Source organism: Pseudoalteromonas sp. MEBiC 03485, assembly GCF_004195145.1.
Classification (GTDB): Bacteria; Pseudomonadota; Gammaproteobacteria; order Enterobacterales; family Alteromonadaceae; genus Pseudoalteromonas; species Pseudoalteromonas apostichopi.
The window spans coordinates 1,776,689-1,802,669 of sequence record NZ_SGBT01000001.1 but is presented as its reverse complement, the minus strand read 5'-3'; the positions used below and the strand labels follow the sequence as shown (position 1 = coordinate 1,802,669).

Genomic DNA, 25,981 nt, shown 5'->3' with positions numbered 1-25,981 from the left:
TTATTTATGGCGACACGTGTTTTATCACACATACGTGACGGGCTAAAGCCCGACTTACAGCCGCATAAATTGAGAGAATCGCGCGAAATAAATTTCACGCCTACGCGGGGTAAACCCGCAGCTACCTTAAGCTCGTAACTTTACTCTTTCCCCTAGAAACACGCTAACTTGTTGGGTTTCACTTACAACCCGTTGTGAGGGGTTCATTTGTTGTTACACTCGCTATATGCCACTTCCCATCAACAAAGCTCACTTTTGCTACATCACTCACAGCAAAATCACCAGGTACATTCAAGCGTGTTAAGTTACTTGCTAACTGTTGTTTACAGTATGGACCTGTATCACCATGCATCACTAACACAGGCTTATTGGTGTGCTTTGCGAAGTCACTGATGGCATCACGGTATACTTTAAAAGCATCACAGTTTGAGCGCTGTGATTCACTACAAACTGGTTTACTGGTCGGGTGGTAAATATCAGCCTGAAAGCCAAACACATACGCCTTAGCATCTTGCTGAACGAGTGCTTGTTTTAACCAAATTAAATTGTACTTATCACGTTTGTCGGCTGCATCAAGTGCTGCGCTTTTGTCACTTTTTAAAATTTGCGAGCGACCATTAAAAGTACCTGGTATATGTAAGGTGCGAAACTCAATGCCATCGAATTGCCAACGAGCATTCTCTAGCATTTCAGTTTGTGTTAAATAACCCTGTAACTGTTTTGCTTTTTGTCTATAAGCATCGTCGAACATTAAGCCTTTAACAAAACTTAGCCGTTCGAGCTCATCAAATTGAGGAGTTAATGTGACGCGGTCGCAATCTGTCCACTCATTATCACCTGGGGTGTAAATAAAAGGCTGCGTAGTCAGCGATGTTAATAACGCCTTATTAGTTTGCAAAAGCTTATTCGTGCAAGCAAGCGCTCCTGATTTCATATCGCCAAGGTGCATTAAAAAGCCATGGGGTGTTGCAGCGATTGCCTTAGTAATTTTTCCGTCATTTGCGAGATTTATTTCATCTATCGGGGTGTATGGCATATCGCCCATAACTAAAAAAGTATTTGAAGTCATTGCAAGCGCTAATGACATTGAACTAACAAACATACAACTTACCCCTAAAAATACAGATATCTTAAGCTCTCATAATGACAACTAAATGAAAACCAACTGCGGCAGTTTTTTTCTATCAATGTTAAACTGCTGCCAGTCGAATAAGTGAGTCTGAGAATGACATTAAGTACAAATTACACACTAGATAAACCGTATTATTACGAATGCTTTGATGAGTCTTTACCTTATTCATCACAAGCCAAGCCTAAATACCCGCTGTTGGCATTGTTAATAACCCTAGGCTTATTAGCTTTTTATCAATTAGAGAACCATTATCTGGGCAGCTTTATGATTATGCTTGCTGTCGTTGAGTGTTTATCGTTTTATTACAAGCGCCCATGGTGGGTCGCAAGACAAATGATGAGCCGAGCATCAGGTAGCGAAGTGACCATCACCTTTGATGATGAAGGAGTGAAGGCCGAAAACCCACATAAAAGCTACCAATTAAGCTGGCAACAAATTAGTGAGATTATTGAAACTGAGCGAGGTTATATTTTAAAGGCGCAGCGCGGTATGCAATATATTTCTAAACAAGCGCTAAATGATGAAATAACAGCTGAACTAAATAAAAGAGCCACTCAATGAGTGGCTCTTAAAAATATCTATCGCTGATTAAACATTGCCCGGATTTGGGTTAGATTTCTCTGCTTGGATTCGCATGTAGATTTCTTCACGATGTACTGATACATCTTTAGGTGCATTTACACCAATGCGAACTTGATTTCCTTTAACACCAAGAACAGTAACTGTTACTTCGTCACCGATCATAAGGGTTTCACCTACTCTACGAGTTAGTATTAGCATTCTCTTGCTCCCATGTTCCAAAAAATTAAAAGATTCCGCGTCAAAAACATTCTAATGAAATCTAGACTTAAAAGTAAGTAAAAACTCTAGATCTTATTCATTTTCAGTTAAAAAAACTTTGTGTAGTGCACGTACAGCCAGTTCTAAATATTTTTCATCAATTAAAACTGATATCTTTATTTCTGATGTCGACACAAGCATCACTTTGATGTTTTCTTCGCCAAGCGCATTAAAAAATAAGCTTGCCACACCAGAGTGAGATTTCATCCCTACACCTACTGCAGACACTTTGGCAACATTGCTGACCCCTTTAATAGATTCTGCGCTGATACCATCTTGGTTTTTGGTCAGAATTTCGAGCGCTTGCTCAAAATCATTCGTGTGCACAGTAAAAGCATAGTCTATTTTTTCAAAGTTATGATTAACTTGATTAATCATATCTATTTCGATGCCGAATTCTGCGAAAAGTTTCAATATTTTTGCAAGGTTTTCCGTCCCTTGGTGCACGCCATTGACGTAAATCAAACTTTCGTCACGATTAAAGGCGATACCCGACACAATGTTTGCTTGCACATCCGGTTCCTCAAAACTGATCAAGGTTCCTTGATCCGGGTTAAAACTCGATAACACTCTGAGCGGTATATTGTATTTTCCTGCGGCTTCGACACTGCGAATATGCAGAACCTTAGCCCCAAGACTGGCCATTTCAAGCATCTCTTCGAAGGTAACATGGCTCATACGTCGCGCATTTGGTTCAATACGCGGATCAGTGGTGTATACCCCATCAACATCGGTGTAAATTTGACATTCATCCGCATTGACAGCACCTGCAATCTCAACCGCAGAAGTATCTGTACCACCGCGACCGAGCGTGGTGATATTACCTTCAATATCGCGCCCCTGAAAGCCTGCAATTATGGCAATACGGTTATGCTCAAGCTCATGCTTTAGACGAGTCGCAGCAACCTCTTCAATACGCGCTTTACCAAACATATTGTCGGTGCGAATATTAACCTGATCGGCAAGTAAGCTTACCGCTGAATGACCACGTTTAATGATAGCCATTGCCAATAAAGAGACTGAGACTTGCTCACCTGTGGTCAGCAATACATCAAGCTCACGAGCGCTAGGTCGAGAATCGATTTGTTTAGCGAGTTCAATAAGACGGTTAGTTTCTCCCGACATAGCCGAAAGCACTACCACAACTTGGTGGCCTTGTTGCTTAGTTTTTACAACAAGGTCGGCGACGGCCTCAATTCGCTCTATTGAGCCAACTGAGGTGCCACCGAATTTTTGGACGATAAGTGCCACTAGTGATTAAGAACGCTCAGTTAACCAGCCAGTTACACTTTCTAAGGCTGCAGTAAGGTTCTCTGGCTGAGTACCACCTGCTTGTGCCATATCAGGACGACCACCGCCCTTACCGCCTACTTGTGCAGCCATGTGATTTACAAGCTCACCAGCTTTCACTTTACCTGTTAGGTCTTTAGTTACACCCGCGATCAGGCTTACTTTATCGCCATTGGCTACACCAAGAGCAATTACACCTGAACCAATCTTAGTTTTCAGGTCATCAACCATGCCACGTAGTGCTTTAGATTCAGTACCAGCAACATCAGCGACCAGAAGTTTGATACCATTCACTTCAACTACAGAGTCAAGTAACGATGCCCCTGCCGCACTTGCTAGCTTGTCGTTAAGCTGGGCAATTTGCTTCTCAAGCCCTTTTGACTTCTCAAGTAATGCTGTCACTTTTTCAAGTACACTGCTGCTATCACCTTTTACTAGCGCTGCAACATCATTTAGCTGTTGCTCTTGCTCACTAACATAGGCAACAGCTTCTGCACCTGTTACTGCTTCGATACGGCGAATACCTGCCGCGATACCACTTTCTGACACAATTTTGAATAAGCCGATATCACCAGCACGCTTAACGTGAGTACCACCACATAGTTCAATTGAGTAATCACCAATGGTTACTACGCGAACTTCGTCGTCGTATTTTTCACCGAATAATGCCATTGCACCTTTTGCTTTGGCATCTTCAATAGCCATTAGCTCAGTTTCAAGAGCAAAGTTACGACGGATCTCATCATTCACTGCGCGCTCGATTTGACGTAATTCGTCTTTTGTTACCGCTTCAAAGTGAGAGAAGTCAAAACGTAAACGCTCAGGGTCAACAAGTGAACCTTTTTGATTTACATGCTCACCTAAAATTTGACGTAACGTCTCGTGCAATATGTGTGTTGCAGTGTGGTTTTTCTTGATGCTATCGCGACGTGCTGCATCAATTATTGCCTCTGCTTTATCATTTGTACCAATACGTCCTTGAACACGACCGTGGTGCGCAAATGCGTTACCAAGCTTAGTAGTGTTAGTGACTACGAACTCACCACCAGCGACTTTTAACACACCCGTGTCACCAACCTGGCCACCAGATTCAGCATAAAAAGGTGTACGGTCTAAGATTGCGATACCTTCTTGACCATCTTCAAGTACAGAAACTGATTGACCTTCAGAGAAAAGCTCAACCACAGTGCCAGTGTAATGCTCTGCATCGTAGCCTTTAAAGTCAGTGTGTTTTTCTGACTTAAGTTGTTGGTTGTAATCAGCACCAAACTTACCAGCTTGCTGTGCTTGCTTACGCTGTACAGCCATACATTCTTGGAAGCCGTGCTCATCAATCGTCATGAAACGCTCACGCGCCACATCTGCTGTTAAGTCAGCAGGGAAACCGTAAGTGTCATAAAGCTTGAACACTAAGTCGCCAGGGATCACATCACCTTTGATGTCAGTAAGACTTTCTTCAAGAATAGTAAGACCACGCTCAAGTGTTTTACCAAACTGCTCTTCTTCAATACGTAGTACTTTCTCGATAATTTCTTGTTGCTTAGCAAGCTCTGGGTACGCTTGGCCCATTTGTTCGATTAGAGCAGCAACTAGCTTGTAGAAGAACGCACCTTTCGCGCCTAGCTTATTACCGTGACGAACTGCACGACGAATAATACGACGTAACACATAGCCACGGCCTTCGTTTGATGGCATAACGCCATCAGATACTAAGAACGCACATGAACGAATGTGGTCAGCAACAACGCGTAGTGATTTATCATCTAAGTCTTGCGCGTTTGTTACTTTAGCCGCAGCGGCAATAAGTGCTTGGAATAAATCGATTTCGTAGTTTGAGTGAACGCCTTGTAAAATTGCAGAGATACGCTCAAGACCCATACCTGTATCAACAGACTGCTTAGGAAGAGGTTCCATTGTGCCGTCGGCATGGCGGTTATACTGCATAAATACTAGGTTCCAGATCTCGATGAAGCGGTCACCGTCTTCTTCTGGAGAGCCAGGAGGACCACCCCAAATTTCTTCACCGTGATCGTAAAAGATTTCAGAACATGGACCACAAGGACCCGTATCACCCATTGACCAGAAGTTATCGCTAGTTGCAATGCGAATAATGCGATCTTCACTTAGACCCACTTCTTTATGCCAAATGTTGAAGGCTTCTTCATCATCGTGATAAATGGTTACTAGTAGCTTTTCTTGCGGTAGTTTTACAACATCAGTTAAAAACTCCCACGCAAACTTGATTGCGTCTTGCTTGAAGTAATCACCAAAGCTGAAGTTACCTAACATTTCAAAGAATGTATGGTGACGTGCAGTGTAACCTACGTTTTCTAGGTCGTTATGTTTACCACCTGCACGCACACAACGTTGTGAGCTGGTCGCACGTGAGTAAGGGCGGCTTTCGGCACCTAAAAATACATCTTTAAATTGCACCATACCGGCGTTATTAAATAATAACGTGGCATCGTTACCCGGGATCAGCGAGCTTGAAGGAACAATTTGGTGTTGTTTAGAGGCAAAAAAGTCTAAGAACTGTTGCCTGATCTGTGCGGTAGTCATATGCTGCATGTGAAAATCTCACCCGTTTATTGCTGTGCTTGCATTGCAAAATCAATTTGTTCGTAATTAAAGCCTCGATACATCAAGTAGCGTACACGTTTCGCTCTTTCTTTATGGTCGAGTTCTTTACCTGAATTTGAAAACTTCTTTAAATATGCGTCCTGCGCGAGTTCGAACCAATCGACTTCGAACTCCTCGAGCGTCTTATCTAATAATGCTCGGTCTATCCCTTTTGCCATTGCTTCGCTCTGAATGCGTTTTGCACCATGATACTTAGCTAAATGGCGGCGTACAAACCCTTCACAGTAGCGCTGTTCGTTGATAAAGTTGTGTGACTCACACCAGTCTAACAAGCGTTCTGTGAACTCCGGCGACGCCTCTTTTTGCAGTAACTTTCGTGTTAAATCTCGACGCGAATAATCTTGTCGAGACAGTAACCAAAGTACATAATTCTTTAACTTTTGTTCTTTATCATCCATTACGCGTCAAAGCGTCCTGATTGTGACTGTGCTTCAGGTGCTTTTGTTTGGTCATCACCTTTTGGCACAACCGGCATAAAAATAGCCTGAAAAGACACAAAGAAACTAATGTAACAAATTGGCATTAAAACCAATAGAGGAATAAATGATAAAGGAATACAGATTACCATTAAAACGGCGCAAATTAGACCATAAACACTCAGTGGTGCCATATTATGGTAAAACACCATGAATGAGGTTTTTAAAACCTGAAACATATTGCTTTGTTTTTGAAAGTAAACCAATGGCACTGCATAAGCAAAAGCTGTTAGATACACACAGATAGCCAATAGAAATACCGCAACTTGCCCCATTGAAATGGTTGCCAATAAATCTGTAATGTGTGTTTGGTTCTGCGGATCAAAAGTCTGGCTCGAAATAACTGCGTAAGCATCAGCAAAAATGAAATTAGAAAGTAAGGCTAATAAAATACCTGCTGCCATCTGATACACTGCAACGCGCACTAAACCTATACGGTTTCCTTTATTACTAAACGGCTTAAAGATATCAGCTTGGCTGATAGTCCCGCCTTGTTGTTTTGTTAATACAGCTTGATAAAAACCAGCCATCAAAAACGGGGTTACAAATGCACCAACAACTTGCAGTAAAGGTAGCAGCAATGCCAAAAAGCTAATTATCACGATTAGCAGGTGCATTAAAATAAAGGTAAACGGTTGCAGCTTAAAGATTTCCCATCCAGCTTTAAACCATTTAACGCCTGCACCTGCTTTAAAAATACGTACTTCGATCGACATAGTTTCTCATTCAATAACAACAAAACGCACCGAGTATAACTGGGTGCGCTACTTGTTTATAGTCACCTATAGTGAAAATTACTCAGGCTTTTTAATTTTTTTAATATCAAGCATGTGCGAGCCATGTTTGATTTTCGTTTCGAGGTAAGCTCGGTTACCTACCACACCCGCTTTGATGTGTGCATGAGTGCCAACCACCGACTCAACCTCAATGCCTGCATCACGCAGTGCTTTAAGCTTATTTGGGTTGTTTGTCATTAACTTAACGTGATTTAAGTTAAGCGCTTCTAACATTAACACTGCGTCTGAAAAGTCACGCAAATCGTCAGCAAAACCCAAGTGGTTATTCGCTTCGTAAGTATTCATGCCTTGTGACTGCAATACATACGCATCAATTTTATTGTATAAACCAATGCCACGGCCTTCTTGGCGTAAATATAATAAAATGCCACCTTGCTGGTGCATCATTTCGATACACTCATTTAATTGCTCACCACAATCACAACGAGACGAGTGAAATACATCTCCCGTTAAACATTCTGAATGCATACGAATTAATGGTACGTCTTGCTCTGTGTCGGCTTGATTAAAAACTAAAGCAACATGCTCTTGGCCATCTTTTAAGCCACTGAAAGATACGATTTCTGCAGGGATATCACTGTTTTTGCCAACATTCAGCTGGACTCTTGCTCTTACTTGCGCCACGACAAATCCAAATTAAAAAATAAATGCGATACTGCAAATGTGATTACAACAGCTTGAAGGTTGTAAGGATGCAACATACGACGAGTGATAACTAATATTGAGGCAGTTACCAGCAATTCAAGTATTATACACTCAAACCACCCCAAGATACGAGCTTTGCGCCTCGCTTTAGTGGCGCTAATAAAGTACCTTAAAAGCTCTACCCTCTACAGCTAGGCTATTGAATTAAAAAAATTACTTTATAAACCTTTGCAGATATTCGAAAAAATAGATTAGTTTAATCTCAATAAACCGCTAAGCCTTTTTTCAAACCATTAATAAAAACAACAATAATAGGGAATATTATGAAAAAAGCCTTCGTGCTAATTTGTAGCGCCCTGCGACTAAGCCTGCCAATCATCAGTTCAACGAATCACACTTCGTACCTTAAACCTTAACAGTGACACATCGAGTGTAATTTGCTACCTTGCACCTAATGATGATAATAATTATCATCAACAAGTATTAATCCCCCCTTCTCTGGGCAAAATAATAAGGACTATTATGAAAAAAAGCTCACTTGCCTTATGCATTACACTACTGTTTAGCCAGCAAGGCATTGCCAATGAAACGACCACCCAAGAATTTAACGAGACCTACCGCGCTTATATCGCCGCTGTAGAAAATAAGCAAGACAGTAGTGAGCTTGCCAAAAAAGCGTTTGAGCTTGGCAAAGAAATTTATGGAGAAAGCGCCGACAACACCGCTAATCTTGCTATTAACTATGCAAACAGCCTTGCTGAATACAAACAAGAACAACGCTTTGAGTTATATCGTACAGCCTACGAAATACTAGAACAAAACCATGGCAAGCTAAGTGTACAAGTGTATGACTCATTAATCGGCATGGCAGAATCAACTCCCTCAGCAAAGCGTGCTGATACATATCTTGATGATGTCATTGCTATTGCTGAAAAACAAAACTCAGCCAAGCTTGTTGCAGATGCAAAAATGACCGCCGCTCGTATCCTCGCTTACAAAGGTAGTGGCGAGCGCTATTACACAGCAAAGGAATATCTTGAAGAAGCAGATAAGTACTACCAAGAAAACTTACCAAATAACGCAGTTGATCGGATCAGTGCAGACTTTTTAGTTGCCGCATTTGCAGAAAATCAACGTAAATACAGCACCGCCATTGAACGTTTAAATCACGTAGTTAGTGTATTTGATCAAGAGTTAGACTTTGATCATCAAACCGAATTAAACGCCCATTCAAAGCTAGTTCACTTATACGAAAAAACAGGTAAAAGCGACGAAGCAACTAAACATTGCTTAGCGATAGCGAAAATGGTGCCATGGAAAGAGAGCCAAGAACAAGAACCGTTATACCGCGTGCATCCTAAATATCCAAAATCAAAAGTTCAACGTATGGAAGATGGCAGTGTCGTAATGGAGTTTGAAGTAACCCCGTCTGGCTTTGTAGACAACATAACTGTGGTAGGTTCTGAGGGTGGCTCTGCATTTGAAAGAGAAGCGGTTAAAGCAGTAAAACAATGGCGTTATGCCCCTAAGTTTGAAAACGGTCAAGCGATTGCTGCGACTTCTCGGGTGCAATTAGACTTTAAAATCAACAACTAAATAACAGGGTCGCAGTGCGACCCTTTTTTATACCAATTCGCTTTATTAAGTAATCTATTTTGAGGCAAGAAAACCTCGTTGATAGCAAGGCAAAAATTTCGTTATTTAGTTGTTCTAAATCAGAAATTTTTAACGTAGATAGCGACAGGTTTAATCCCTCAAAATGATTAAGTATTATTGCGGATTGGTATCATAGCTTTTTAAGCAGGTTATCGGCTGCATCCTCAATTAAATCGAGTACCTTTTCAAAGCCTTGATCGCCACCATAATAGGGATCGGGGATTTCGCTCTCTCCTGCATCACCATGACTTAAAAACAGCGACAACTTATATTCTAAGTGCTCTGGGCACATGGCATGTAAATCAGCAAGATTTTGCTTGTCGGCTGCGAGAATTAAGTCAAACTCATGAAAATCAGCTTGAGCCACTGGTCGCGAATAAATCCCTTTAAAACTATAACCGCGCTTTTCAGCTGCTGCTTTTGAGCGTGAATCTGGAGGATTACCTTGGTGGTAACCAATGGTGCCAGCAGAATCAACTTTGACATTGACACCCAACGCCTTAGCACGACTTCTAAGTACCGCTTCAGCAGTAGGTGAACGGCAAATGTTGCCTAAGCAAACAATCAAAACCTTTTTCATTATTCGTCCTTAAAATTGCTTTAAGATTGACTCATCATAACGTTCTGCATCAAGAGTAAGGTTGTATTTATCTGCAACATTATCAAGCTCTGCCTGCTTAATTGCCAGCTCATCCATGGTAATGGTGTTGTCATCGAGCTGCCATAACAAACGCGAACCAGCATAGCTGTATTGAATTGCTAATAAAGCATCTGCATTGCCTTCACGCCCTGCTGCTTTTAACTTAGGCATTTTACGGGTGATTTTATTAAGGGCTTTTTTAAGCTCCCACACATACACTATTTCAGTCATGTAATCATGATTGCGGTATTTATTAAGCACAAAGCCCACCAGCAAACTACACACAACAACACCTAATAGGTTCCAATGAAAATGACTACCGCTTGAGTCAGGGAATAACGCAATTAGCGTTTGTGAAATGGCTAAACTGCCAATGGCTAAAGCAATTACACAGGCAATAATCACTTGGTTTAAATGTTTACGGTAACGTGCTTTGTCTATTTGAATAAGTTTCATAACAACCTAAAAAGTCACACTAAAATTAGTGAAGAAATAAAAAGTGAAAAAAATTTCACCCCTTTTTTATTTGCCAGCCGTTTTAGCTATGAAAGCAATTATCCAAAGAGGAACGGCTATGCATACTTTACCACTAAACTCAGCAAGCTTGAATAACAGCAAGGCGGCTTTAAAGACAACCGCAGCAATTATTGGCGGCGGTGTCATGACCTTTGCAGCATTTGCATTTATGCAATACTTAATTTCTGCTGAGCAAAGAGCCGATGTAAAAACAGGCCCAGATATCACGGTTGAAATTTATGAAGTACCCAAAGACTCAAAAGTACAAGTAAAGCAAACACTGCCGCCACCACCAACTGCAAAAATGCCACCGAAGACGCCACCGCGCCCAGCGATTGATAACCCTGATACAGTTGTGGTAGCAGATTTAACACCAACGATGACATTCGATAACATTGGCGACACGCTAAGCAAAAGCATTAATCAACCAACGGGAGATGCAACGCCAATTGTGCGCATAAACCCTAAGTACCCACCAGTAGCAGCTCGTGATGGCATTGAAGGCTGGGTGCAAATTAGCTTTAGCATTTCACCGACTGGTGAAGTGATTGACCCTGTTATTATTGATGCTGAGCCTAAGCGAGTATTTGACCGTGAAGCAATTCGCGCTATTAAACGTTGGAAATATCGCCCTAAAGTTGTTGAAGGTGTGGCACAATTACAAGCAAACCAAAGTGTTCAACTTGATTTTAAAATAGATGGATAACTGCCTATGCTAATGAGCATCAAGACATGGTTATTTGACAAGCCAAACACAGATTGTTTGGCGCAGTATGCCAAAACGGGCGACAACCGTTACCTTAACCAACTCGTTGCTCAATACGGGAACGATCTTTATCACTACCTAGTCACTCAGAGTGATAAAGATCTGGCCCTTGATATATGCCAGCAAACCTGGTTAAAAGTCATTGATAAACGCGACTTTTACAATGATCAGAACAACCCAAAAGCGTGGCTTTTCCGGTTAGCACGTAATTTATTAATTGATGAATTTCGTAAGCAACAAAAGTTCGTTGAGTTAGAAGACAACCAACTATTTACTGAATCTCAGGATACAAGTTATCACTACGACTACGAAGCCTTTGATAAAGCACTAATGGCACTTAGCTTTGTACAACGTGAAGCGCTGACCTTACAACAAGAAGGCTTTAGTCTCGAAGATATTGTTGCTATCACACAAAGTAACCCAGAGACCATTAAAACTCGGCTGCGATATGCCCGTCAAAACCTGAAACAACAACTAGGAGGCCATCATGAAGCGTAACGACGAGCAATTCGATGCAGATTTAAAAGCATATTTTCAAAAGCGTAAAGCACAGCACAGCTTAAGCACCGACGAGCTTTCACACATGCAAAAACCACAGTCAGCCACACCAACACCACAGCGCTTTTTAGGCCTACAAATGACCGGAGTTTTTGCTGCTTTAGCCATTCTTGGCTTTGTCATGCTGCAATACAACAACCGCGAGTTAACCGATGTTTATGCGGTGGATTTATCAGATTATCAATGGCTTGAGGTACACGAACTCGACGCCAAAGGCAGCTATGTGAGTAACCTTAAACAACAAAAACAAAACCTAGATACTAACTACCAACAAGCACTTGCTAATCACCAAGCCCGTACCAGCTTCACAGGGCGTTTAGTAAGCGTTGATAACGACTGGTATATCGCCGACTGCGAGCAAAATGTCCTTGTACAAATAAAACAATCACTCCTTAAAGAGCTACAAAAACACGGCACCCTAGATACCCACATTCACCAGGGTGACCTACTCGCCCTAGACCAAAACAAGCAAGGCCAAATCATCGCACTCAAACAGTTAACCCATGAGGCGGAAAAGTGTAAAGCTTAAAAGCAGCGGTCAGCTCTCAGCCGTCAGCTATCAGATTTAAAACAAGTTAGCGGGCTACAAGAGTAAAGTCGCAAGTTTTTAAGTAGCAGCGGGTTTACCCCGCGTAGGCGTTAAATTTATTTCGCGCGATGGTTTCAATCCATACTCTTGTAGAGTCAAACTATAGTCTATCACTGTATAGAAGATAAAAATGTGTCGCCATAAATGACGACCTAATCCTAATTTTTTTTAACGTAGCAAAGCTATAAAATTATCATTTATAAATATCAGCTATCTCCCATATAGTCTAACGGCGAAGATAGCTCTATAAAATCACGATAATGCTCTTTCGTGATTTGATCATATTCCTCTTTGATATAAATATAGTTTATCCAAGGTATTGTTACTTTTTGAGAAATTCCATAAGGCAGTTTAGCTAATTCCCTTTCAGCTTTTTGCAGTTCAGAAATTCCGCCTTCACTATCCGAATAGATGAAGCCAAAATCACTTTCAAAGCTATTAAAAATTTTACAAAAAATATTTTTAATAAACTCAGATAATGAAACTGGGTAGTTTCCCTTACTGTACTGGTTCCTTTGATATGACATATTGCTAGTATAAAACCTAGTAGTGTAAGTTTCAGGTTCTATAAAATATAAAAGCTCAGTGGAAGCATAAGTATCTAAAATTTGTCCCTCGAGGAATTCACTTAAACTAATTTTTCTAGGCTGACCTTTGTTATTTTTCCCTTCTCGCTTAAATCGCCCACTTATGATCTCATTGTACAATGAGTGATCTTTTTCATAGATACAAAATAAAGTAGCTAAAACAAGAATATCAACTTTTTTGCCGCTTGGTAAATTAGTAATAATCGCTGTAATTCGTTCCGTTATTTGAATCGCTGTTCTCGCAGATACTTGAAAAGCATCTAGAACGACTGAAATATTTGCAAATGCAGTTTCTGCTTCTTCTGCCTGAGGCAGCATCTGAATATTTTTGTTCTTAAGGTATTCTGGATCAAACTTTACTCTATCAGCGTGCACATTTAAAAAGTCACTTAATGCAGGTCTCATAAGGCTATACCTACTATTAAAAAACCTACCCAAGTACATTTGAGCGCTAAAACCTTGACCATATATTGCTTTTATAGTGTGTTGTAATTGCTCTGTATCTGTTGCAACCACAAATACAATACCTTTGACATCAAAGATATGTTTTATTGTTTCCAACATCTCAACCGCATAACTAGGTCTACAACGATCAAGCTCATCTATAAAAATAAAAATTGGTAGCTGTATACCGTTCTGTTCTTCAAATTTATTAACCCATATAGATAACTTGCTTTTAATTACTTCAATGCTTTTGCTTTTGGCTTCATGCTCTTTAATCAAATTTTCAGCTAGAGCTTTAGCGGCAGGAGAAAAATCAGTTGTTGATTGTTTTGTATTAGGGTCTCCACCTTCCTCATCACTTAAATCATCGTCAGCTAACAAATTACATATCTCATCAAAGTCTGTATTTAAAACTTTTTTTACTACCCCTTGAGCTATTGCAGGTGCAACAGCCTTAAACATAGAGACAGCACTTTTGGGAACTTTAATTTCAAACTCTGCTTGAATGCCTAATTGAGAAATAATTGATGATATAACAGTCAAAAATGGATCATCAGAATAATCTTGCTTCCAAGCATCAACATATACGACTGGGTAATCACTTTTTAAATCTTGCGACCAACGCTTTAAAAAATAAGTCTTTCCAGCTCCCCACTCAGCATTTAAATTAAGCACATAATTTCTTTTACAAGAATCGAAGCCCCGGCTCTCATCAAACCCTTCGCTTGCTAAAAGATTTGTAAGAAAAGATGCATATTTTGCTCTATCTAGTTTGTCTGGCGGGAAAAATTCACCTTCAGTTTTAGGATTAGTAGGCCCACTCCAATCAAATTGTTTTATCTTATCCATTTAAGTACCTAACAATAAACTTAAGAATTAATATTTAGTAATTATCATTATTAGTTTAAATTTAAACCAACTCACTCTCCTACCTTCGGTAGAATGCTTTTACTAATCACTTCAAATTTACCTAGGTCTATCAGCATTGAGTAAACTTCATCGTTGTTAATAAATACAACGAATAAATTGCCTTCAGCATTGAGGTTAGACTCTACAATGCGGTTGTAACCTGAAATAACTTCGCTGTAGTTTGAGCCATCAATCTTGCTTAGCGCGAAGGTGCGCTTATCTTTGCCATCGAGCAGTTTGTCGTTGTTGGTATCGTTTTTGATAACTTCATACGAAACTGCCTTAGGAGCATCGGCTTTTTGCTCATTGTAAGGACGAGTATCAAACTCTTTGTAATGGCTTAAAGCACCAAACTCTATGATCAACTGATCCGTTGTTTTAAATAGCCACTTGGCGTGATTGGTTTTGTCATTAAGAAACAAGATGTTCTTTGAGCGCGTAGGTCTGTATTTATAACCACCGCTAAAATTATTGTAAACTGTTACGTCAGCTTTCACCTCAATATCCAGTTTTTCTGATTCCAACGGGATAAAGTAAAAATCACTCCCCTCGACCTTAAGGGGGTAACCCAGTTTCCACTTTTCTTGCTGCTTTTCATCTTCAGCTAAGTTTAGTGTTTGTTGCTGAACATGGTTATCGGACTTTAGTAAGTAAGCAACAAAGTTATACCCTATTGCTGCTGCTCCAATGATTAAGCCTATAAGTAAAATTAGGCCGTTAACATTCCACACCCATTTAAAAAACTTTTCTGACTTCATACGACTAGTAAAATCCTTTTAAGAATAATAACTTGCTAAGCTAGCAGGTATCCACAAGCAAAGCTAGACTGAGAGCCATCAACTTTCAGGCTGACGGCTGACGGCTGACGGCTGACGGCTGACGGCTGACGGCTGACGGCAATACTCCGCTCTTTACCTCGCTTTTCCTACCAATAATCGCACATTGCTCTAATGTTAATAACACTTTAATGCTGAACCAGCTAGGCTAGTAACATCGTGTTTAAATATTATGGAGTTACCATGAAAAGGTCTTTGTTTAACAGTTTAATCATCGCCTCAATTAGCTTGTCGAGTTTGCAAGCCTGTGCCCAGCCGGAGCAAAAAATTCCACTGGATGCTAGCGCTAATAACTACAAACTAGAATTAGTAAGCGAAGGAATTCAAATTCCTTGGGGTATGGCTTGGCTTAACGAGCGTGACTTACTCGTTACCGACAGACGTGGTGAGCTTAGGTTAATTCGTGATGGCAAACTCGTTGAGCAAACAGTTAAAGGCACACCTAAAGTACATGATGAAGGTCAAGGGGGCTTATTAGACATAGAGCTTGATCCGAACTTTACCGAAAATGGCTGGATTTACTTTTCGTACTCGGGCTATGAAGGCGATGGTGAGGGTTACAATACCTCGATTATGCGTGCCCGCTTTAAAGATATGACGCTCGTCGATCAGCAATTATTGTTTGATGGCGAGCCAAATATTAAAACAACAAAACACTATGGTTCACGTATTGAGTTCGACAAAGAAGGTTACTTGTACTTCTCTATTGGCGACCGTGGCAAAAGAGACGTTCACCCACAAAGCCTTGACTATGATGCAGGCAAAATTCACCGTATCAATAGCGATGGTTCTATCCCTAAATCAAACCCGTTTTATAACCATAAAACAACTCACAAAAGCATTTATTCATATGGACACCGTAACCCTCAAGGTATGGCAATGCACCCTGAAACGGGGGTTATATGGAGTCATGAACATGGCCCTCGTGGCGGCGATGAAATCAATATAGTTAAAGCAGGTGCAAACTATGGTTGGCCTGAGATCACTTATGGGATCAACTACATTGGTACAAAAATTACCGACGAAACCAGTCGCGATGGAATGGAACAACCTGATTGGTATTGGGTGCCTTCAATTGCCCCATCAGGCATGGAGTTTATCACCAGTGATAAATACCCACAGTGGCAAGGTCAAATTGCCGTAGGCTCGATGAAGTTTGGTCATCTTGTTTTGGTGAAACTTGATGGTGACAAAGTAATAGGCCACAGCAAGGTATTTGAAGGTGTAGGTCGTGTGCGCAGCCTTGCCACCCATCCTAATGGTGATTTATATCTTGGTGTTGATGGTGTGGGTGTTTATAAGGTTGTACCGAAAATATAGCTTTCAGTTTTCAGCCGTCAGCTATAAGATTTAATACAAGGTAGCGAGTTACAAGAGTAAAGTCGCAAGCTTTTAGGTAACAGCGGGTTTACCCCTCGTAGGCGTGAAATTTATTTCGCACGATGGTTCAACGAGCCATCAGCTTTCAAACTGACGGCTGACGGCTGACGGCTATCAGACTTGAATATGCGAGTTATCGAAATTCAAGCAATAAAAAACCACAGACTCCCTCTGTGGTTTTTTACTTATAACTTAAGACTTAAAGCTCAAAGCTATTACTTATAAAACAATAATACTCGTCACTAGGTAAGCGATGAAGGTTAATGCGCCGCCGAATAAGGCGTATGGCATTTGGGTTTTTACGTGAGTTAATAAATCACACCCAGATGCAATGGCCGACACCGCGCTGGTATCTGAGATTGGCGAGCAGTGATCGCCAAACACACCACCACCTAAAATAGCCGCAATGACCAATGAAGGTGGTAACCCTAAAGCTTGAATGAGCGGTACACCAATCGGAATAAGAATTGCGAAAGTGCCCCACGAGGTACCTGTGGTAAATGAAATCACCGCACCGGTTAAAAACAGTACTGGCACAACCAAGTATATAGGTAAGAAATCACCCACAAGGCCTGCTACAAACACACCTGTACCTAAATCTTTTAAGCTCGCGCCTAAGGTCAGCGATAACAATACAATAGCAACCAGTGGTAACAGCTCTCCCATACCTTTAAAGCCGATATCCACCAGCTTATGGTGAGTAAAGTCACGAGAGCTGATCATTAAGAAGTAAGCTACAACACATGCTAAAATAGTTGCATACAGCACTGATTTAGAACCACTGCCACTGGCAATATCACCATCGCCAGTCCAGAACATAAAGCCAACCATACTACCAATTAAAGTAATAAGCGGAACAAGCATATAACGCGCTTTTGAGCCTTTAACTTCTTCAGTCAGTTCAGTTTCTTGTTGTTCAATATTTTCTTCAGCTTGCTTTAATGGGCCATGTACCTTGTCAAAAGTAATAGTGTAAAACACGATGAGCAAAGTAATAATGGCGTAAAAGTTATAGCCAATACTGCCCCACAATACCGATACCGCCGACTCTTCCATTTCGTAATTGCCAAGTAGGCCCAGCACGTAAGCGCCCCAGCCATTTAGCAAGATTAAGATACACACAGGAGCGCTGGTACTGTCGATAATATAAGCAAGGCGTGCTCGGCTCATTTTGAATTTATCGAATAAACCACGCGATAAAATCCCCGAGGTTAATACACTTAAGTTCGATTCAATGAATACCGCAATACCTGAGAACATGGTTAAGTAACCCACTTGGCGCTTACTTTTGGCAACCCCTTTGTTCATCAGTAAATTAACTGTAGCAGCCACACCGCCAGATTCACGAATGTAAGCAAGTAAAGCACCAATTAGAATACTAAAGATAAGGATACGGCTATTACCAGGGGAGCTGGCAACTTCAATAACTCGCTCAATGGTATTGATAAAGGTGAAAAACAAGGTATTACCTTCACCATTCAGAGCAAGTAAAAACTCAGACGACGCAACCGCGACCAATAACGCCATGATCACTTCTTTGCGCCAAAACACAATTAAGATAGCAATCAAGGGTGGTAAAATTGAATACCAAGACATAAAAACCCTTTTAAATTAAGAACAACATTTTATTTTTATTATGCGAAAACTCGCTAAGCTTAATGGCTTTGCCACTAAACTCAACTTAATTCGACTAGTGATTTAATATACTCTCATAAATCAGTGAGATAATAGAGCCATACTTACCCGTTTCGAAACGTTTGCCAACAAACTCGTAATTTTCTTGCGAACCTTCAATAGGTGTATGACGAGCATTAGTTAGTAGTACGATGGCAAGGTCATACTCGGGATCTATTACGGTTACAGTGCCAGTCCAGCCTGTATGACCAAAAGCTCGCGGGCTGGCATAAGGGCCAAAATGCCATTTACGCGCTTGATGCCCCGCTCGTCTCCACCCTAAGCCATAGGTCTCATCACTCGCCTCTGGCTTTGTAAATTGTTCGAGTACTTGCGGTGTAAAAATCTGCTTGTTATCGTAGCCGCCACCATTAAGTAGTACTTGCATTAACACTGACAAGTCACTGGCGGTACTAAAAAGCCCTGCATGTCCTGCTACGCCACCCAAGGCATAAAACGCTTTTTCGTCATGTACTTCACCTTGTAGTACATCGGTACGAATATTTTCAAACTCGATGCGTCCACCTCGGGTGTTACCATTAATCTCAGTAGCGGCAATTTGTGAGGCTAGAAAACCTTTTTGCAGCGGGTTATAAACTGTATGCGTTAAACCAAGCGGCTGATAAATTTGGCTTTCAACATAAGTATCGAGCGCCATACCACTAATGCGTTCAACCAGTACACCTAGCAACATATAATCGATATCAGAATATAAGTGTTTTACGTTACGGCCAGCGACGAAAGGGACGCCAGTTAATAGCAGGTTTTTAGTACGCAGGCTGTTTTGCGAAAAAAAGCGCTCACCAAATTTATTGTCTTTACGATGAAAATCAACCACTGCAGGGTAACCCGCACTGTGTGTGAGTAAGTCTTTTACTAAGCGCTGCTCACGCCCGCTGCCTCTAAATTCTGGCAGGTAATAAAATAAAGGTTTCTCTACGTCTAGTTTACCTTCGCTGGCAAGCTTCATGAGTGCAAAGTTAGTGGCAAACATTTTTGAGTTTGAAGCTATATCAAACAAGGTATCGTTTTGCATGGCTTGTGGGCTGTTAAGCTCACTGCCATCAGCATGATACTTCTTAGCCACACCATAATGGCTTAATTTAATCAGTTTGCCATCTTTAACAACGGCAAGTACAGCGCCCGGAAAGCCCTCTTTAATCTCTTGATTTATTAATTCATCAACGGCAGTAAAGCGTTTTTGTGTGCTGCTTTTGTCCAGCTTTGGATAGGGAAAACGTAAGGTTAAGCTTGCCCCCTCAGGCAATACATTTTCTACTTTATAAGTATTAATGCCATTATGGGTACGCTTAGCTAAACTGTATTGATATATTTTTTCAGCTGTTAATGGCGATGCTATATTAATTTTTTCGCCATTTATAAAAATGTCAGCACTGGTTGCATCCTGATTTTCAATGATGATCTCCCCGCGACCTTTATAAGCTGTAAATGTACCTCTGTCATTAACAAGCGCGCGACTACTCGGATCAAGCGCAGGAATTCGCGCGATTACTTGTGCATTGGAAAGTGTTTTTGGCTCTGGCTCAACCGCTTGCTGTTGTTGCTGGTATTCTTGGAATAATCGCTCAAGCTTTTTAGGAAAGTATTTATCTAATAAAGCAAATAACACTGCAGCACTTCTTGCATCATTATTACCGCTTACATGCCAAGGCAAAAAGTGCATTTGAAAAGCACTTAAAGCATCTAGCGTTTGCGAATCAAGCTGCCCCGTTGCAATCACCTCATAGCCGTAGCTGCGCAGCGCTTTTTGCATCAACTCAACTGATGGTTTTGATGCACTAAATACTTGCCAATATTTATCAAGGGTGTCGCTGTCGTACCACGCACCGATACCCGCTTTATATAGTTGATACCAAGGAAAGCGCGGACCAGGGTCGTTCTTACGGCTTGGGGCTATATCAGAATGGCCAATAACTTGAGTTGGGCCAATATCAGGGTTACGAGCAAGAATATCTTTACTTAACTTTATTAATAGCTCTATTTGCTTGGCGTCATAGTCTGGAAAAATACATAACTTACTAGCGTCATTTTCCATCGCAAGCTTAGTTTGCTCAGGAATATGACACGTTGGTACATTCACTATTTCAATACCAATTGAATGGTCATTTAAATCTTCTCGGCCTTGCCAAAAACTGCGTCCGGCGTGCCATGCTCTGTCTTTTTCATCAACGAGCTGAATAATTTCTAAATCGTCTTTTGGATAACTTGGATCGCCTGACTCAGGTAATAAATAATGAGAGCTCAAGCCCCCTTCATCGACTAAAGCGTGCATTGATTTTTCGTAATCAATTGCGGTGTAATGCATTACTAAAAACTTAACACGGTGGCTATAATTAGCTGACTGTGTGTAGGTATATGGATTACTGGCACAGCTTACTAATAATGCCGCACTACTGAGATAACACAGCTGTTTAAGAAATGTTTTCAAAGGGGTAAAACTCATAACAGATTCATACCTGATGATTTAAGCGTTGACGATTCTCAGCAATACAGTAGCAACACCTACTTAACATGTAAAATATTTTATTTCACAAATAAAGAATAAAAAGCATATATTATCGATAAGCTACTAAAAATAGAGCTATCTCAATAATTAGTGTTGTATCTATTATGGAATAAAACTATATTATTCCATCTAAATTAAGAAAAATATTCCAAACTTAGGTTAGCTAAAACAAAAATAAGTCGTCATGTTAAGCAAACAATGCGCCCAAGCCCTGTGTTTATAATTGAACCATTGCTTTGCGTTTTGACTAAGTTAAGCAAACAAAGTGAGCCCTATGTCTACTTTTGTAAAAATAAAAGCCTTACGTCAATCTCTATCGAGCAGCGAAGCCAAGCTTGCTGACTTTACGTTAAATTCAGCGAATGCTATTCGTAATTTATCATCGGTTGAACTAGCAAAAGTGGTTGGTGTAAGCCAATCAAGTGTGGTGAAGTTTTCACAAAAATTAGGTTATAAAGGCTTTCCTGCTTTTAAGCTTGCGGTAATTGATGCCCTTAATGATGAAAGCAGCGAACCTAAGCTACATGGTAAAATCACCCTTAATGACTCGCTAGAGCAAATCGCCGAAAAGCTATTAAGCAGTAAACTGGCGGTATTAACCGAAACCAAGAACCTAAACGAAGCGCCGGCAGTCGAAAAAGCAGTAGAGCTATTAAAATCTGCAAAACGCATTCTAATTTGTGGTTTAGGTGGCTCGGCTCTGGTTGCAAAAGATTTTTCTTATAAATTACAAAAACTCGGTATGCCAGCAATTGCGGAGCCGGATGGGCACGCACAACTTGCGTATGTGGCGACGTTTTCAAAAGGTGATTTGGTCATTGCGATAAGTGAATCAGGTATGACTCGCGAAATTGCCGAAGTTGTAAAGCAAGCCAAGAAAAATTCAAGCTCGGTGATCTCAGTCACAAAATTTGGTAGTAGCCTTGTAGCCGACTCAGCAGATGTAAAGCTTTATTCGGTTGCTGAAGGCGAATCTGTGCGTTTATCATCAATTTTAGCGCGTACGGCACAAGATTTTGTAATCGACATTTTGTTTATCGCCCTAACGCAATCGAGCCGCCAAGGTCGCAAGTTACTAGAACATTCTAATGAAGTTGTTGGGGAATTTAAGAATAACTAATTTCTTATTTTCTACGATAAGAACACAAATAAGCAGCTCTGGCTGCTTTTTTAGTGCCTGAATTTTACCTTAAATTAACGACTCAATACTGCCTTCACCCCATATAATGCTTCTGTTAAGCCACTGACTAAGAAGTCATAATTTCTTACAAAATTGTACTAAGAATAAATTAGCACCCTGCTAAAGCAAGTCATTACTGAGCTTTACCTAAAATCGGTTATATATTTTATTCCTAAAAACCAACCTTTAAATGAAAAAATATTCTTGACCAACTTAGATAACACCTGTTTAATATGTGGGCAACATAATTTTAAAGTTCATAAGTCTCAATTGGGTAAGTAGTCCAGCAAAGCATATAAATATAAGGACGGGAAACAATGAAACAACATGCATCCACACTCGCAATGAGCTATATAGCAAAAGCGACAAGCAATGCACTTCGCGCAAAGAAAACAGCCTTCACCGGTGTTGTTATGGCCGCAGCTCTAGCCAGCGCGCCAGCCTTTGCAAATCTAACCGGCGGGATCAAAGGTAAAGTATCATCACCTAAAGCGCAGCAGTCACTGGCGGGGATCACAGTTACAGCAAAAAGTAATGTGATGCCAAAACCACGTACAGTCGTTACGCGAGAAGATGGCAGCTACGACTTACCGCAATTAAAACCAGGTACTTATGAACTGACTTTCACTGATAAAAACGGTGTAACTCAAACCATGACTGTCGACGTTTTACTTGAGCAAACATCAAGCTTAAATGTCACTATGGGCGGTGCTAACGAAAACGTTGAAGTCATTACAGTTACTGGCAGTAAATTATTCCGCCAAGGTAAGTCTGCACTGACTAACTCATTAGGCGAAGAAGCAATCAACAGCGTGCCAGTTGGTCAAGATTACCGTGACCTACTAAAACTTGTTCCGGGTGTTGAGCTATCAGAAAATGCAACGCTTGGTCCATCAGCAGGTGGTTCGGGTGTTGATAACTCTTACGGCTTTGACGGCGTAGATGTTTCACTCCCAATGTTTGGTAACTTAGCATCTGAGCCATCAACCCATGACGTTGCTTACGTTACTATGGACCGCGGTGGTGCAAAAGCCGTTGGCTTTAACCGCTCAGGTGGTTTCTCAATTAACACTGTATCAAAATCAGGTACTGACGAATTCCACGGCAATGTTGAATACAAAGTTCAACCTAAGAGTTTAGTGGCAACACCAACAGGTCAAGAAAGCTATGAGCTTGATAAAAGCTGGTTAACAGCAAGTTTAGGCGGCCCACTCATTGAAGATACCTTGTATTTTTATACTTCTTATTACCGCCCAGAAGAAAAGCGTACCAATAAAGATACTGCCTATGGTGCTGTAAAAGACTTTAAAAGTGTTCGTGATGAGTATTTTGGTAAATTAACTTGGGCACCTACTGACGATATTTTACTTAATATTTCACAGCGTACCTCAGAAAAAACCATTGAAGGCCGTTCAATTGGCGCTTACGAAACTGACAGTGTATCTGCTGGTGATGAAGCCAACCAAGATATCTTTACTTTAGATGGTTCGTGGATTTTAGGCGATGCAACAACTCTTTCATTCCAATACAGTAAATTAGAGATAGAAACAGCAGGTAAGCCAGATACTGAATTATCAGTAGTACCTTCATTAACGAGCCAGCTTGACTTAAATAATCTAACTGAAATGGGTTACTTCAGTGTCCCTAGCTTATTAGATGCTGATGATAACTACACAGCAGAACAAATTGCTGCATATAATGCAGGCGCAGCACCACTAATTGCACAATACGGTTATACCGAAGATGGTCAAATGCGAGGCGGCGGCGGTGTTGGTGCGTATTACCGATACGATAATATCGACTTCTACCGTGATAGCTTTGAGTTAAATCTAGAACATGAATTTACTTGGGGCGATAGCTACCATACATTACATTTAGGTGGCGAGTGGAAAGAAGGTAAAGAAGTACTGTCTCGTCTTTCAAATGGTTGGGGTAGCATCTCTTATGTTGGCGGCCTAGATGAAAGCTTAGAAGAAGGCAGCTCTGCGCCGGTTATTTACCGTGCTCGCGTGCAACAAATGAGCTTAGTAGCAGGTGGTGATGCCGTTTCTGCTATTAACTCAGAAATGGAAACCCTTAACTTCGAAATCAACGACACCATTGAAGTAGGTGATTGGACTTACAATGTGGGTGTGTTAGTGAGCCGCGATACTTGGTATGGCCAAGGCCTTAAATCGGCATCTGGCACGATCTCAGGTTATGAGTTAGCCCCAGGCGAAAAATACAAAATGTACCAAACAGATTGGTCAGATATGATCCAACCGCGTTTAGGTGTGAATTGGAACTATGCAGATCAAGACGCTATATTTGCTAACTTCTCAATGTATAACCCAGAAGCAAGCTCACTTGCACGTGCCGCCTCTTGGGACCGTAATACCCGTGCCGAAATCGAAGTTGAATTTGATGCAGACGGCAACGTAATTTATGCAGAGCCGCGTCAAGGTTCATCTGGTAAAGTATTTGCTGATAACTTAAAACCTCGTCAAATCAAAGAGTTTACGCTTGGTACCACTAAATATGTGGGCTCTGATTTAGTATTACGTGCTCATGTTCGTCACCGTAAGGCATCGCATTTCTGGGAAGATATGCCAAACAATGCCCGCTTAACTGACTACTCTGGCGTTGATGCTGATGGCGTACCACAACATATTGCAGACAAAGGCCTTTATGTCGATAACCTCGCTGAAATCCGCGATGAAATTGGTGGTTCATCTTATGTTATTGCCGAAGTAGATGGTGGCGAGACTAAATATTGGGAAGCAAGCATCGAAGCTGAATACCTAGGTGAAAACAGCTATATCAATGCTTCTTATGTTTGGAGTCATTACTACGGTAACTTCGACCAAGATAACACCACAGCAACAACAGATGCGAATACCTTCATTGGTTCATCAAACTATGGTGATGGCCGTGGTCGTTACCCTTGGGATTACAAATACGGCACATTATCAGGTGATAAACCGCATAAAGTAAAAGTCTATGGTTACTATACAGTGCCATGGGATGCAAACATTGGTGCATACTTTGTATTCCAGTCGGGTAAACCTTGGGAAGCATGGGATGGTTCAATCTACGGTTACTCAAGTGGCACAACGCGTTACAGCGAGCCTGCAGGTAGTCGTCGTAGTCCAAGCCATTGGCAACTTGACTTAAACTACACCCAAGACTTTAAGTTCTCAGGTGACATGGAACTACAATTCCGTGCTGATATCTTCAATGTATTTGACCGTCAAACAGGTTACAACAATAACCCATATGTCTCGTCAGAAAACTTTGGTGAATATCGTAACTACTACAGCCCACGTCGCGTGCAGCTGTCGTTTAACTTCAAGTTCTAAGTTAATTTATCCTGTTGGGGCCGCTATTGCGGCCCTTTTTTATGCCTGAAAAAAGTAAAAGCCAAAAGCTTAAATTGTACAAAATGCTTTTGCCGCAGCTAAATTAGTCGCTTCTTTCATAAAGTAGTCGAGCTGCACAGTTCGAATAATCGCTCGCGACTCGTTGTTACTTGTACTTGCCTGCCATTGCCAATTTTTAAGCGACTCTCGTGACACATCTACAAACAGCCCTTCTGGGAAGCTCTCCACAAAACGAATATCGGTGGTATTACCCTGATTATCAATGGTAATTACAAAGCGCGCACAGCCCGTCTGCTTAGATATTAAAGCTGCTTTTGGGTAGTTAGGCTTTGTTGCATTTTTAAGTGTCCACAACTGCTCTGCTGCATTTTTATCATCACGAAGGTCGAGTACATCGGTTGAGTTACTTTTTGAAGTGTTAGGGAGTTGTGAGCAGCCAGCTAGTAAAGCAAGTACGGCAATGCTTAAATAAGCTTTCATGGTATATCCTTAATGATACCAACTCGTAATAATACATAATTGAATTAAGCAAATTGGTAT

At 41.0% G+C, this 25,981-nt stretch carries 22 protein-coding genes; 8 read left to right on the top strand and 14 right to left on the bottom strand.

Translation table 11 applies throughout. From position 1 onward, the window contains the following. Positions 1-178: 178 nt before the first annotated feature. Positions 179-1,102 (bottom strand): hypothetical protein, encoded by a 924-nt coding sequence (locus EVU92_RS08305; RefSeq protein ID WP_130050823.1) that lies wholly within the window; start codon positions 1,100-1,102, stop codon positions 179-181. 123 nt (positions 1,103-1,225) lie between these two features. Here EVU92_RS08305 and EVU92_RS08300 point away from each other — a divergent pair, with 123 nt between their 5' ends. Next, on the top strand, positions 1,226-1,693 hold the full coding sequence (locus tag EVU92_RS08300; RefSeq protein WP_130050822.1) for a YcxB family protein: 468 nt from the start codon (positions 1,226-1,228) through the stop codon (positions 1,691-1,693). A gap of 27 nt (positions 1,694-1,720) precedes the next feature. On the opposite strand, the gene csrA is transcribed toward EVU92_RS08300, so the two are convergent. The 6 genes from csrA to ribA all read right to left on the bottom strand — a co-directional run bounded on the left by csrA (position 1,721) and on the right by ribA (position 7,799). After that, positions 1,721-1,912, bottom strand: a complete 192-nt coding sequence (csrA, locus tag EVU92_RS08295) for a carbon storage regulator CsrA (RefSeq protein ID WP_036970495.1) — start codon at positions 1,910-1,912, stop codon at positions 1,721-1,723. A 93-nt stretch (positions 1,913-2,005) separates the two neighbouring features. Then, a complete protein-coding gene (locus EVU92_RS08290) occupies positions 2,006-3,223 on the bottom strand; it encodes an aspartate kinase (RefSeq protein WP_130050821.1) in 1,218 nt (405 codons plus the stop codon). Positions 3,224-3,229: 6 nt separating this feature from the next. Next, the gene (gene alaS, locus EVU92_RS08285) at positions 3,230-5,830 is read right to left on the bottom strand and encodes an alanine--tRNA ligase (RefSeq protein WP_130050820.1); all 2,601 of its coding nucleotides are present in this window, start codon (positions 5,828-5,830) and stop codon (positions 3,230-3,232) included. A 17-nt stretch (positions 5,831-5,847) separates the two neighbouring features. Beyond that, complete coding sequence (locus tag EVU92_RS08280; RefSeq protein ID WP_130050819.1) at positions 5,848-6,300, bottom strand: regulatory protein RecX; 453 nt, start codon at positions 6,298-6,300, stop codon at positions 5,848-5,850. Next, positions 6,300-7,094 carry a BPSS1780 family membrane protein gene (locus tag EVU92_RS08275; RefSeq protein WP_130050818.1) on the bottom strand — a complete coding sequence of 265 codons (795 nt, stop codon included), beginning with the start codon at positions 7,092-7,094 and terminating at the stop codon, positions 6,300-6,302. The genes EVU92_RS08280 and EVU92_RS08275 overlap by 1 nt, the downstream gene beginning before the upstream one ends. A 78-nt stretch (positions 7,095-7,172) precedes the next feature. Continuing rightward, positions 7,173-7,799: a GTP cyclohydrolase II gene (ribA, locus tag EVU92_RS08270; protein ID WP_130050817.1), complete on the bottom strand. Its 627-nt coding sequence runs from the start codon at positions 7,797-7,799 to the stop codon at positions 7,173-7,175. A 543-nt stretch (positions 7,800-8,342) separates the two neighbouring features. Here ribA and EVU92_RS08265 point away from each other — a divergent pair. Continuing rightward, positions 8,343-9,416: an energy transducer TonB gene (locus EVU92_RS08265; RefSeq protein WP_130050816.1), complete on the top strand. Its 1,074-nt coding sequence runs from the start codon at positions 8,343-8,345 to the stop codon at positions 9,414-9,416. A 190-nt stretch (positions 9,417-9,606) separates the two neighbouring features. Here EVU92_RS08265 and EVU92_RS08255 read toward each other — a convergent pair whose 3' ends face one another. Together EVU92_RS08255 and EVU92_RS08250 are read right to left on the bottom strand one after the other, a co-directional pair. Further along, positions 9,607-10,056 carry a low molecular weight protein-tyrosine-phosphatase gene (locus EVU92_RS08255; RefSeq protein WP_130050815.1) on the bottom strand — a complete coding sequence of 150 codons (450 nt, stop codon included), beginning with the start codon at positions 10,054-10,056 and terminating at the stop codon, positions 9,607-9,609. Positions 10,057-10,065: 9 nt separating this feature from the next. Continuing rightward, on the bottom strand, positions 10,066-10,572 hold the full coding sequence (locus EVU92_RS08250; protein WP_130050814.1) for a DUF3087 domain-containing protein: 507 nt from the start codon (positions 10,570-10,572) through the stop codon (positions 10,066-10,068). A gap of 118 nt (positions 10,573-10,690) precedes the next feature. Between EVU92_RS08250 and EVU92_RS08245 the strand changes: the two genes are divergently transcribed. From EVU92_RS08245 to EVU92_RS08235, 3 genes are read left to right on the top strand one after another with little or no spacing between them, the layout of a single operon-like run. Beyond that, positions 10,691-11,338 (top strand): energy transducer TonB, encoded by a 648-nt coding sequence (locus tag EVU92_RS08245; protein ID WP_130050813.1) that lies wholly within the window; start codon positions 10,691-10,693, stop codon positions 11,336-11,338. Between the two features lie 6 nt (positions 11,339-11,344). Next, positions 11,345-11,896, top strand: coding sequence for an RNA polymerase sigma factor (locus tag EVU92_RS08240; protein WP_130050812.1), 552 nt, complete (start codon positions 11,345-11,347; stop codon positions 11,894-11,896). Then, entirely contained in the window at positions 11,886-12,485 is a 600-nt protein-coding gene (locus EVU92_RS08235) for a hypothetical protein (protein WP_130050811.1), read from the top strand. The genes EVU92_RS08240 and EVU92_RS08235 overlap by 11 nt, the downstream gene beginning before the upstream one ends. A gap of 266 nt (positions 12,486-12,751) precedes the next feature. Here EVU92_RS08235 and EVU92_RS08230 read toward each other — a convergent pair whose 3' ends face one another. Together EVU92_RS08230 and EVU92_RS08225 are read right to left on the bottom strand one after the other, a co-directional pair. Beyond that, on the bottom strand, positions 12,752-14,425 hold the full coding sequence (locus tag EVU92_RS08230) for a P-loop NTPase fold protein (protein ID WP_130050810.1): 1,674 nt from the start codon (positions 14,423-14,425) through the stop codon (positions 12,752-12,754). 71 nt (positions 14,426-14,496) lie between these two features. Next, positions 14,497-15,243 (bottom strand): hypothetical protein, encoded by a 747-nt coding sequence (locus EVU92_RS08225; protein WP_130050809.1) that lies wholly within the window; start codon positions 15,241-15,243, stop codon positions 14,497-14,499. Positions 15,244-15,504: 261 nt separating this feature from the next. On the opposite strand from EVU92_RS08225, the gene EVU92_RS08220 reads away from it, so the two are divergent. Beyond that, entirely contained in the window at positions 15,505-16,641 is a 1,137-nt protein-coding gene (locus tag EVU92_RS08220) for a PQQ-dependent sugar dehydrogenase (RefSeq protein ID WP_130050808.1), read from the top strand. Positions 16,642-16,920: 279 nt separating this feature from the next. Here the strand turns inward: EVU92_RS08220 and EVU92_RS08215 are convergent, their stop codons facing one another. After that, positions 16,921-18,297, bottom strand: coding sequence for a Na+/H+ antiporter NhaC family protein (locus tag EVU92_RS08215; protein ID WP_130050807.1), 1,377 nt, complete (start codon positions 18,295-18,297; stop codon positions 16,921-16,923). Positions 18,298-18,391: 94 nt separating this feature from the next. After that, entirely contained in the window at positions 18,392-20,839 is a 2,448-nt protein-coding gene (gene pbp4b / locus EVU92_RS08210; RefSeq protein WP_130050806.1) for a penicillin binding protein PBP4B, read from the bottom strand. 337 nt (positions 20,840-21,176) lie between these two features. Between pbp4b and EVU92_RS08205 the strand changes: the two genes are divergently transcribed. Together EVU92_RS08205 and EVU92_RS08200 are read left to right on the top strand one after the other, a co-directional pair. After that, positions 21,177-22,022, top strand: coding sequence for an SIS domain-containing protein (locus EVU92_RS08205; RefSeq protein ID WP_054560797.1), 846 nt, complete (start codon positions 21,177-21,179; stop codon positions 22,020-22,022). Positions 22,023-22,399: 377 nt separating this feature from the next. Next, a complete protein-coding gene (locus EVU92_RS08200; protein ID WP_130050805.1) occupies positions 22,400-25,420 on the top strand; it encodes a carboxypeptidase regulatory-like domain-containing protein in 3,021 nt (1,006 codons plus the stop codon). Between the two features lie 69 nt (positions 25,421-25,489). On the opposite strand, the gene EVU92_RS08195 is transcribed toward EVU92_RS08200, so the two are convergent. Next, the gene (locus EVU92_RS08195) at positions 25,490-25,921 is read right to left on the bottom strand and encodes an energy transducer TonB (RefSeq protein ID WP_130050804.1); all 432 of its coding nucleotides are present in this window, start codon (positions 25,919-25,921) and stop codon (positions 25,490-25,492) included. Between the last annotated feature and the right edge of the window lie 60 nt (positions 25,922-25,981).

Excerpts from the sequence above, each read along its gene's own strand:
- EVU92_RS08300 (WP_130050822.1), top strand. The coding sequence starts at position 1,226 with ATGACATTAAGTACAAATTACACACTAGATAAACCGTATTATTACGAA.
- EVU92_RS08255 (WP_130050815.1), bottom strand. The coding sequence starts at position 10,056 with ATGAAAAAGGTTTTGATTGTTTGCTTAGGCAACATTTGCCGTTCACCT.
- EVU92_RS08280 (WP_130050819.1), bottom strand. The coding sequence starts at position 6,300 with ATGGATGATAAAGAACAAAAGTTAAAGAATTATGTACTTTGGTTACTG.
- EVU92_RS08275 (WP_130050818.1), bottom strand. The coding sequence starts at position 7,094 with ATGTCGATCGAAGTACGTATTTTTAAAGCAGGTGCAGGCGTTAAATGG.
- EVU92_RS08225 (WP_130050809.1), bottom strand. The coding sequence starts at position 15,243 with ATGAAGTCAGAAAAGTTTTTTAAATGGGTGTGGAATGTTAACGGCCTA.
- EVU92_RS08205 (WP_054560797.1), top strand. The coding sequence starts at position 21,177 with ATGTCTACTTTTGTAAAAATAAAAGCCTTACGTCAATCTCTATCGAGC.
- EVU92_RS08220 (WP_130050808.1), top strand. The coding sequence starts at position 15,505 with ATGAAAAGGTCTTTGTTTAACAGTTTAATCATCGCCTCAATTAGCTTG.
- EVU92_RS08240 (WP_130050812.1), top strand. The coding sequence starts at position 11,345 with ATGCTAATGAGCATCAAGACATGGTTATTTGACAAGCCAAACACAGAT.
- EVU92_RS08235 (WP_130050811.1), top strand. The coding sequence starts at position 11,886 with ATGAAGCGTAACGACGAGCAATTCGATGCAGATTTAAAAGCATATTTT.
- EVU92_RS08305 (WP_130050823.1), bottom strand. The coding sequence starts at position 1,102 with ATGTTTGTTAGTTCAATGTCATTAGCGCTTGCAATGACTTCAAATACT.
- EVU92_RS08230 (WP_130050810.1), bottom strand. The coding sequence starts at position 14,425 with ATGGATAAGATAAAACAATTTGATTGGAGTGGGCCTACTAATCCTAAA.
- EVU92_RS08265 (WP_130050816.1), top strand. The coding sequence starts at position 8,343 with ATGAAAAAAAGCTCACTTGCCTTATGCATTACACTACTGTTTAGCCAG.
- EVU92_RS08215 (WP_130050807.1), bottom strand. The coding sequence starts at position 18,297 with ATGTCTTGGTATTCAATTTTACCACCCTTGATTGCTATCTTAATTGTG.
- EVU92_RS08200 (WP_130050805.1), top strand. The coding sequence starts at position 22,400 with ATGAAACAACATGCATCCACACTCGCAATGAGCTATATAGCAAAAGCG.
- alaS (WP_130050820.1), bottom strand. The coding sequence starts at position 5,830 with ATGCAGCATATGACTACCGCACAGATCAGGCAACAGTTCTTAGACTTT.
- EVU92_RS08250 (WP_130050814.1), bottom strand. The coding sequence starts at position 10,572 with ATGAAACTTATTCAAATAGACAAAGCACGTTACCGTAAACATTTAAAC.
- pbp4b (WP_130050806.1), bottom strand. The coding sequence starts at position 20,839 with ATGAGTTTTACCCCTTTGAAAACATTTCTTAAACAGCTGTGTTATCTC.
- csrA (WP_036970495.1), bottom strand. The coding sequence starts at position 1,912 with ATGCTAATACTAACTCGTAGAGTAGGTGAAACCCTTATGATCGGTGAC.
- EVU92_RS08195 (WP_130050804.1), bottom strand. The coding sequence starts at position 25,921 with ATGAAAGCTTATTTAAGCATTGCCGTACTTGCTTTACTAGCTGGCTGC.
- EVU92_RS08245 (WP_130050813.1), top strand. The coding sequence starts at position 10,691 with ATGCATACTTTACCACTAAACTCAGCAAGCTTGAATAACAGCAAGGCG.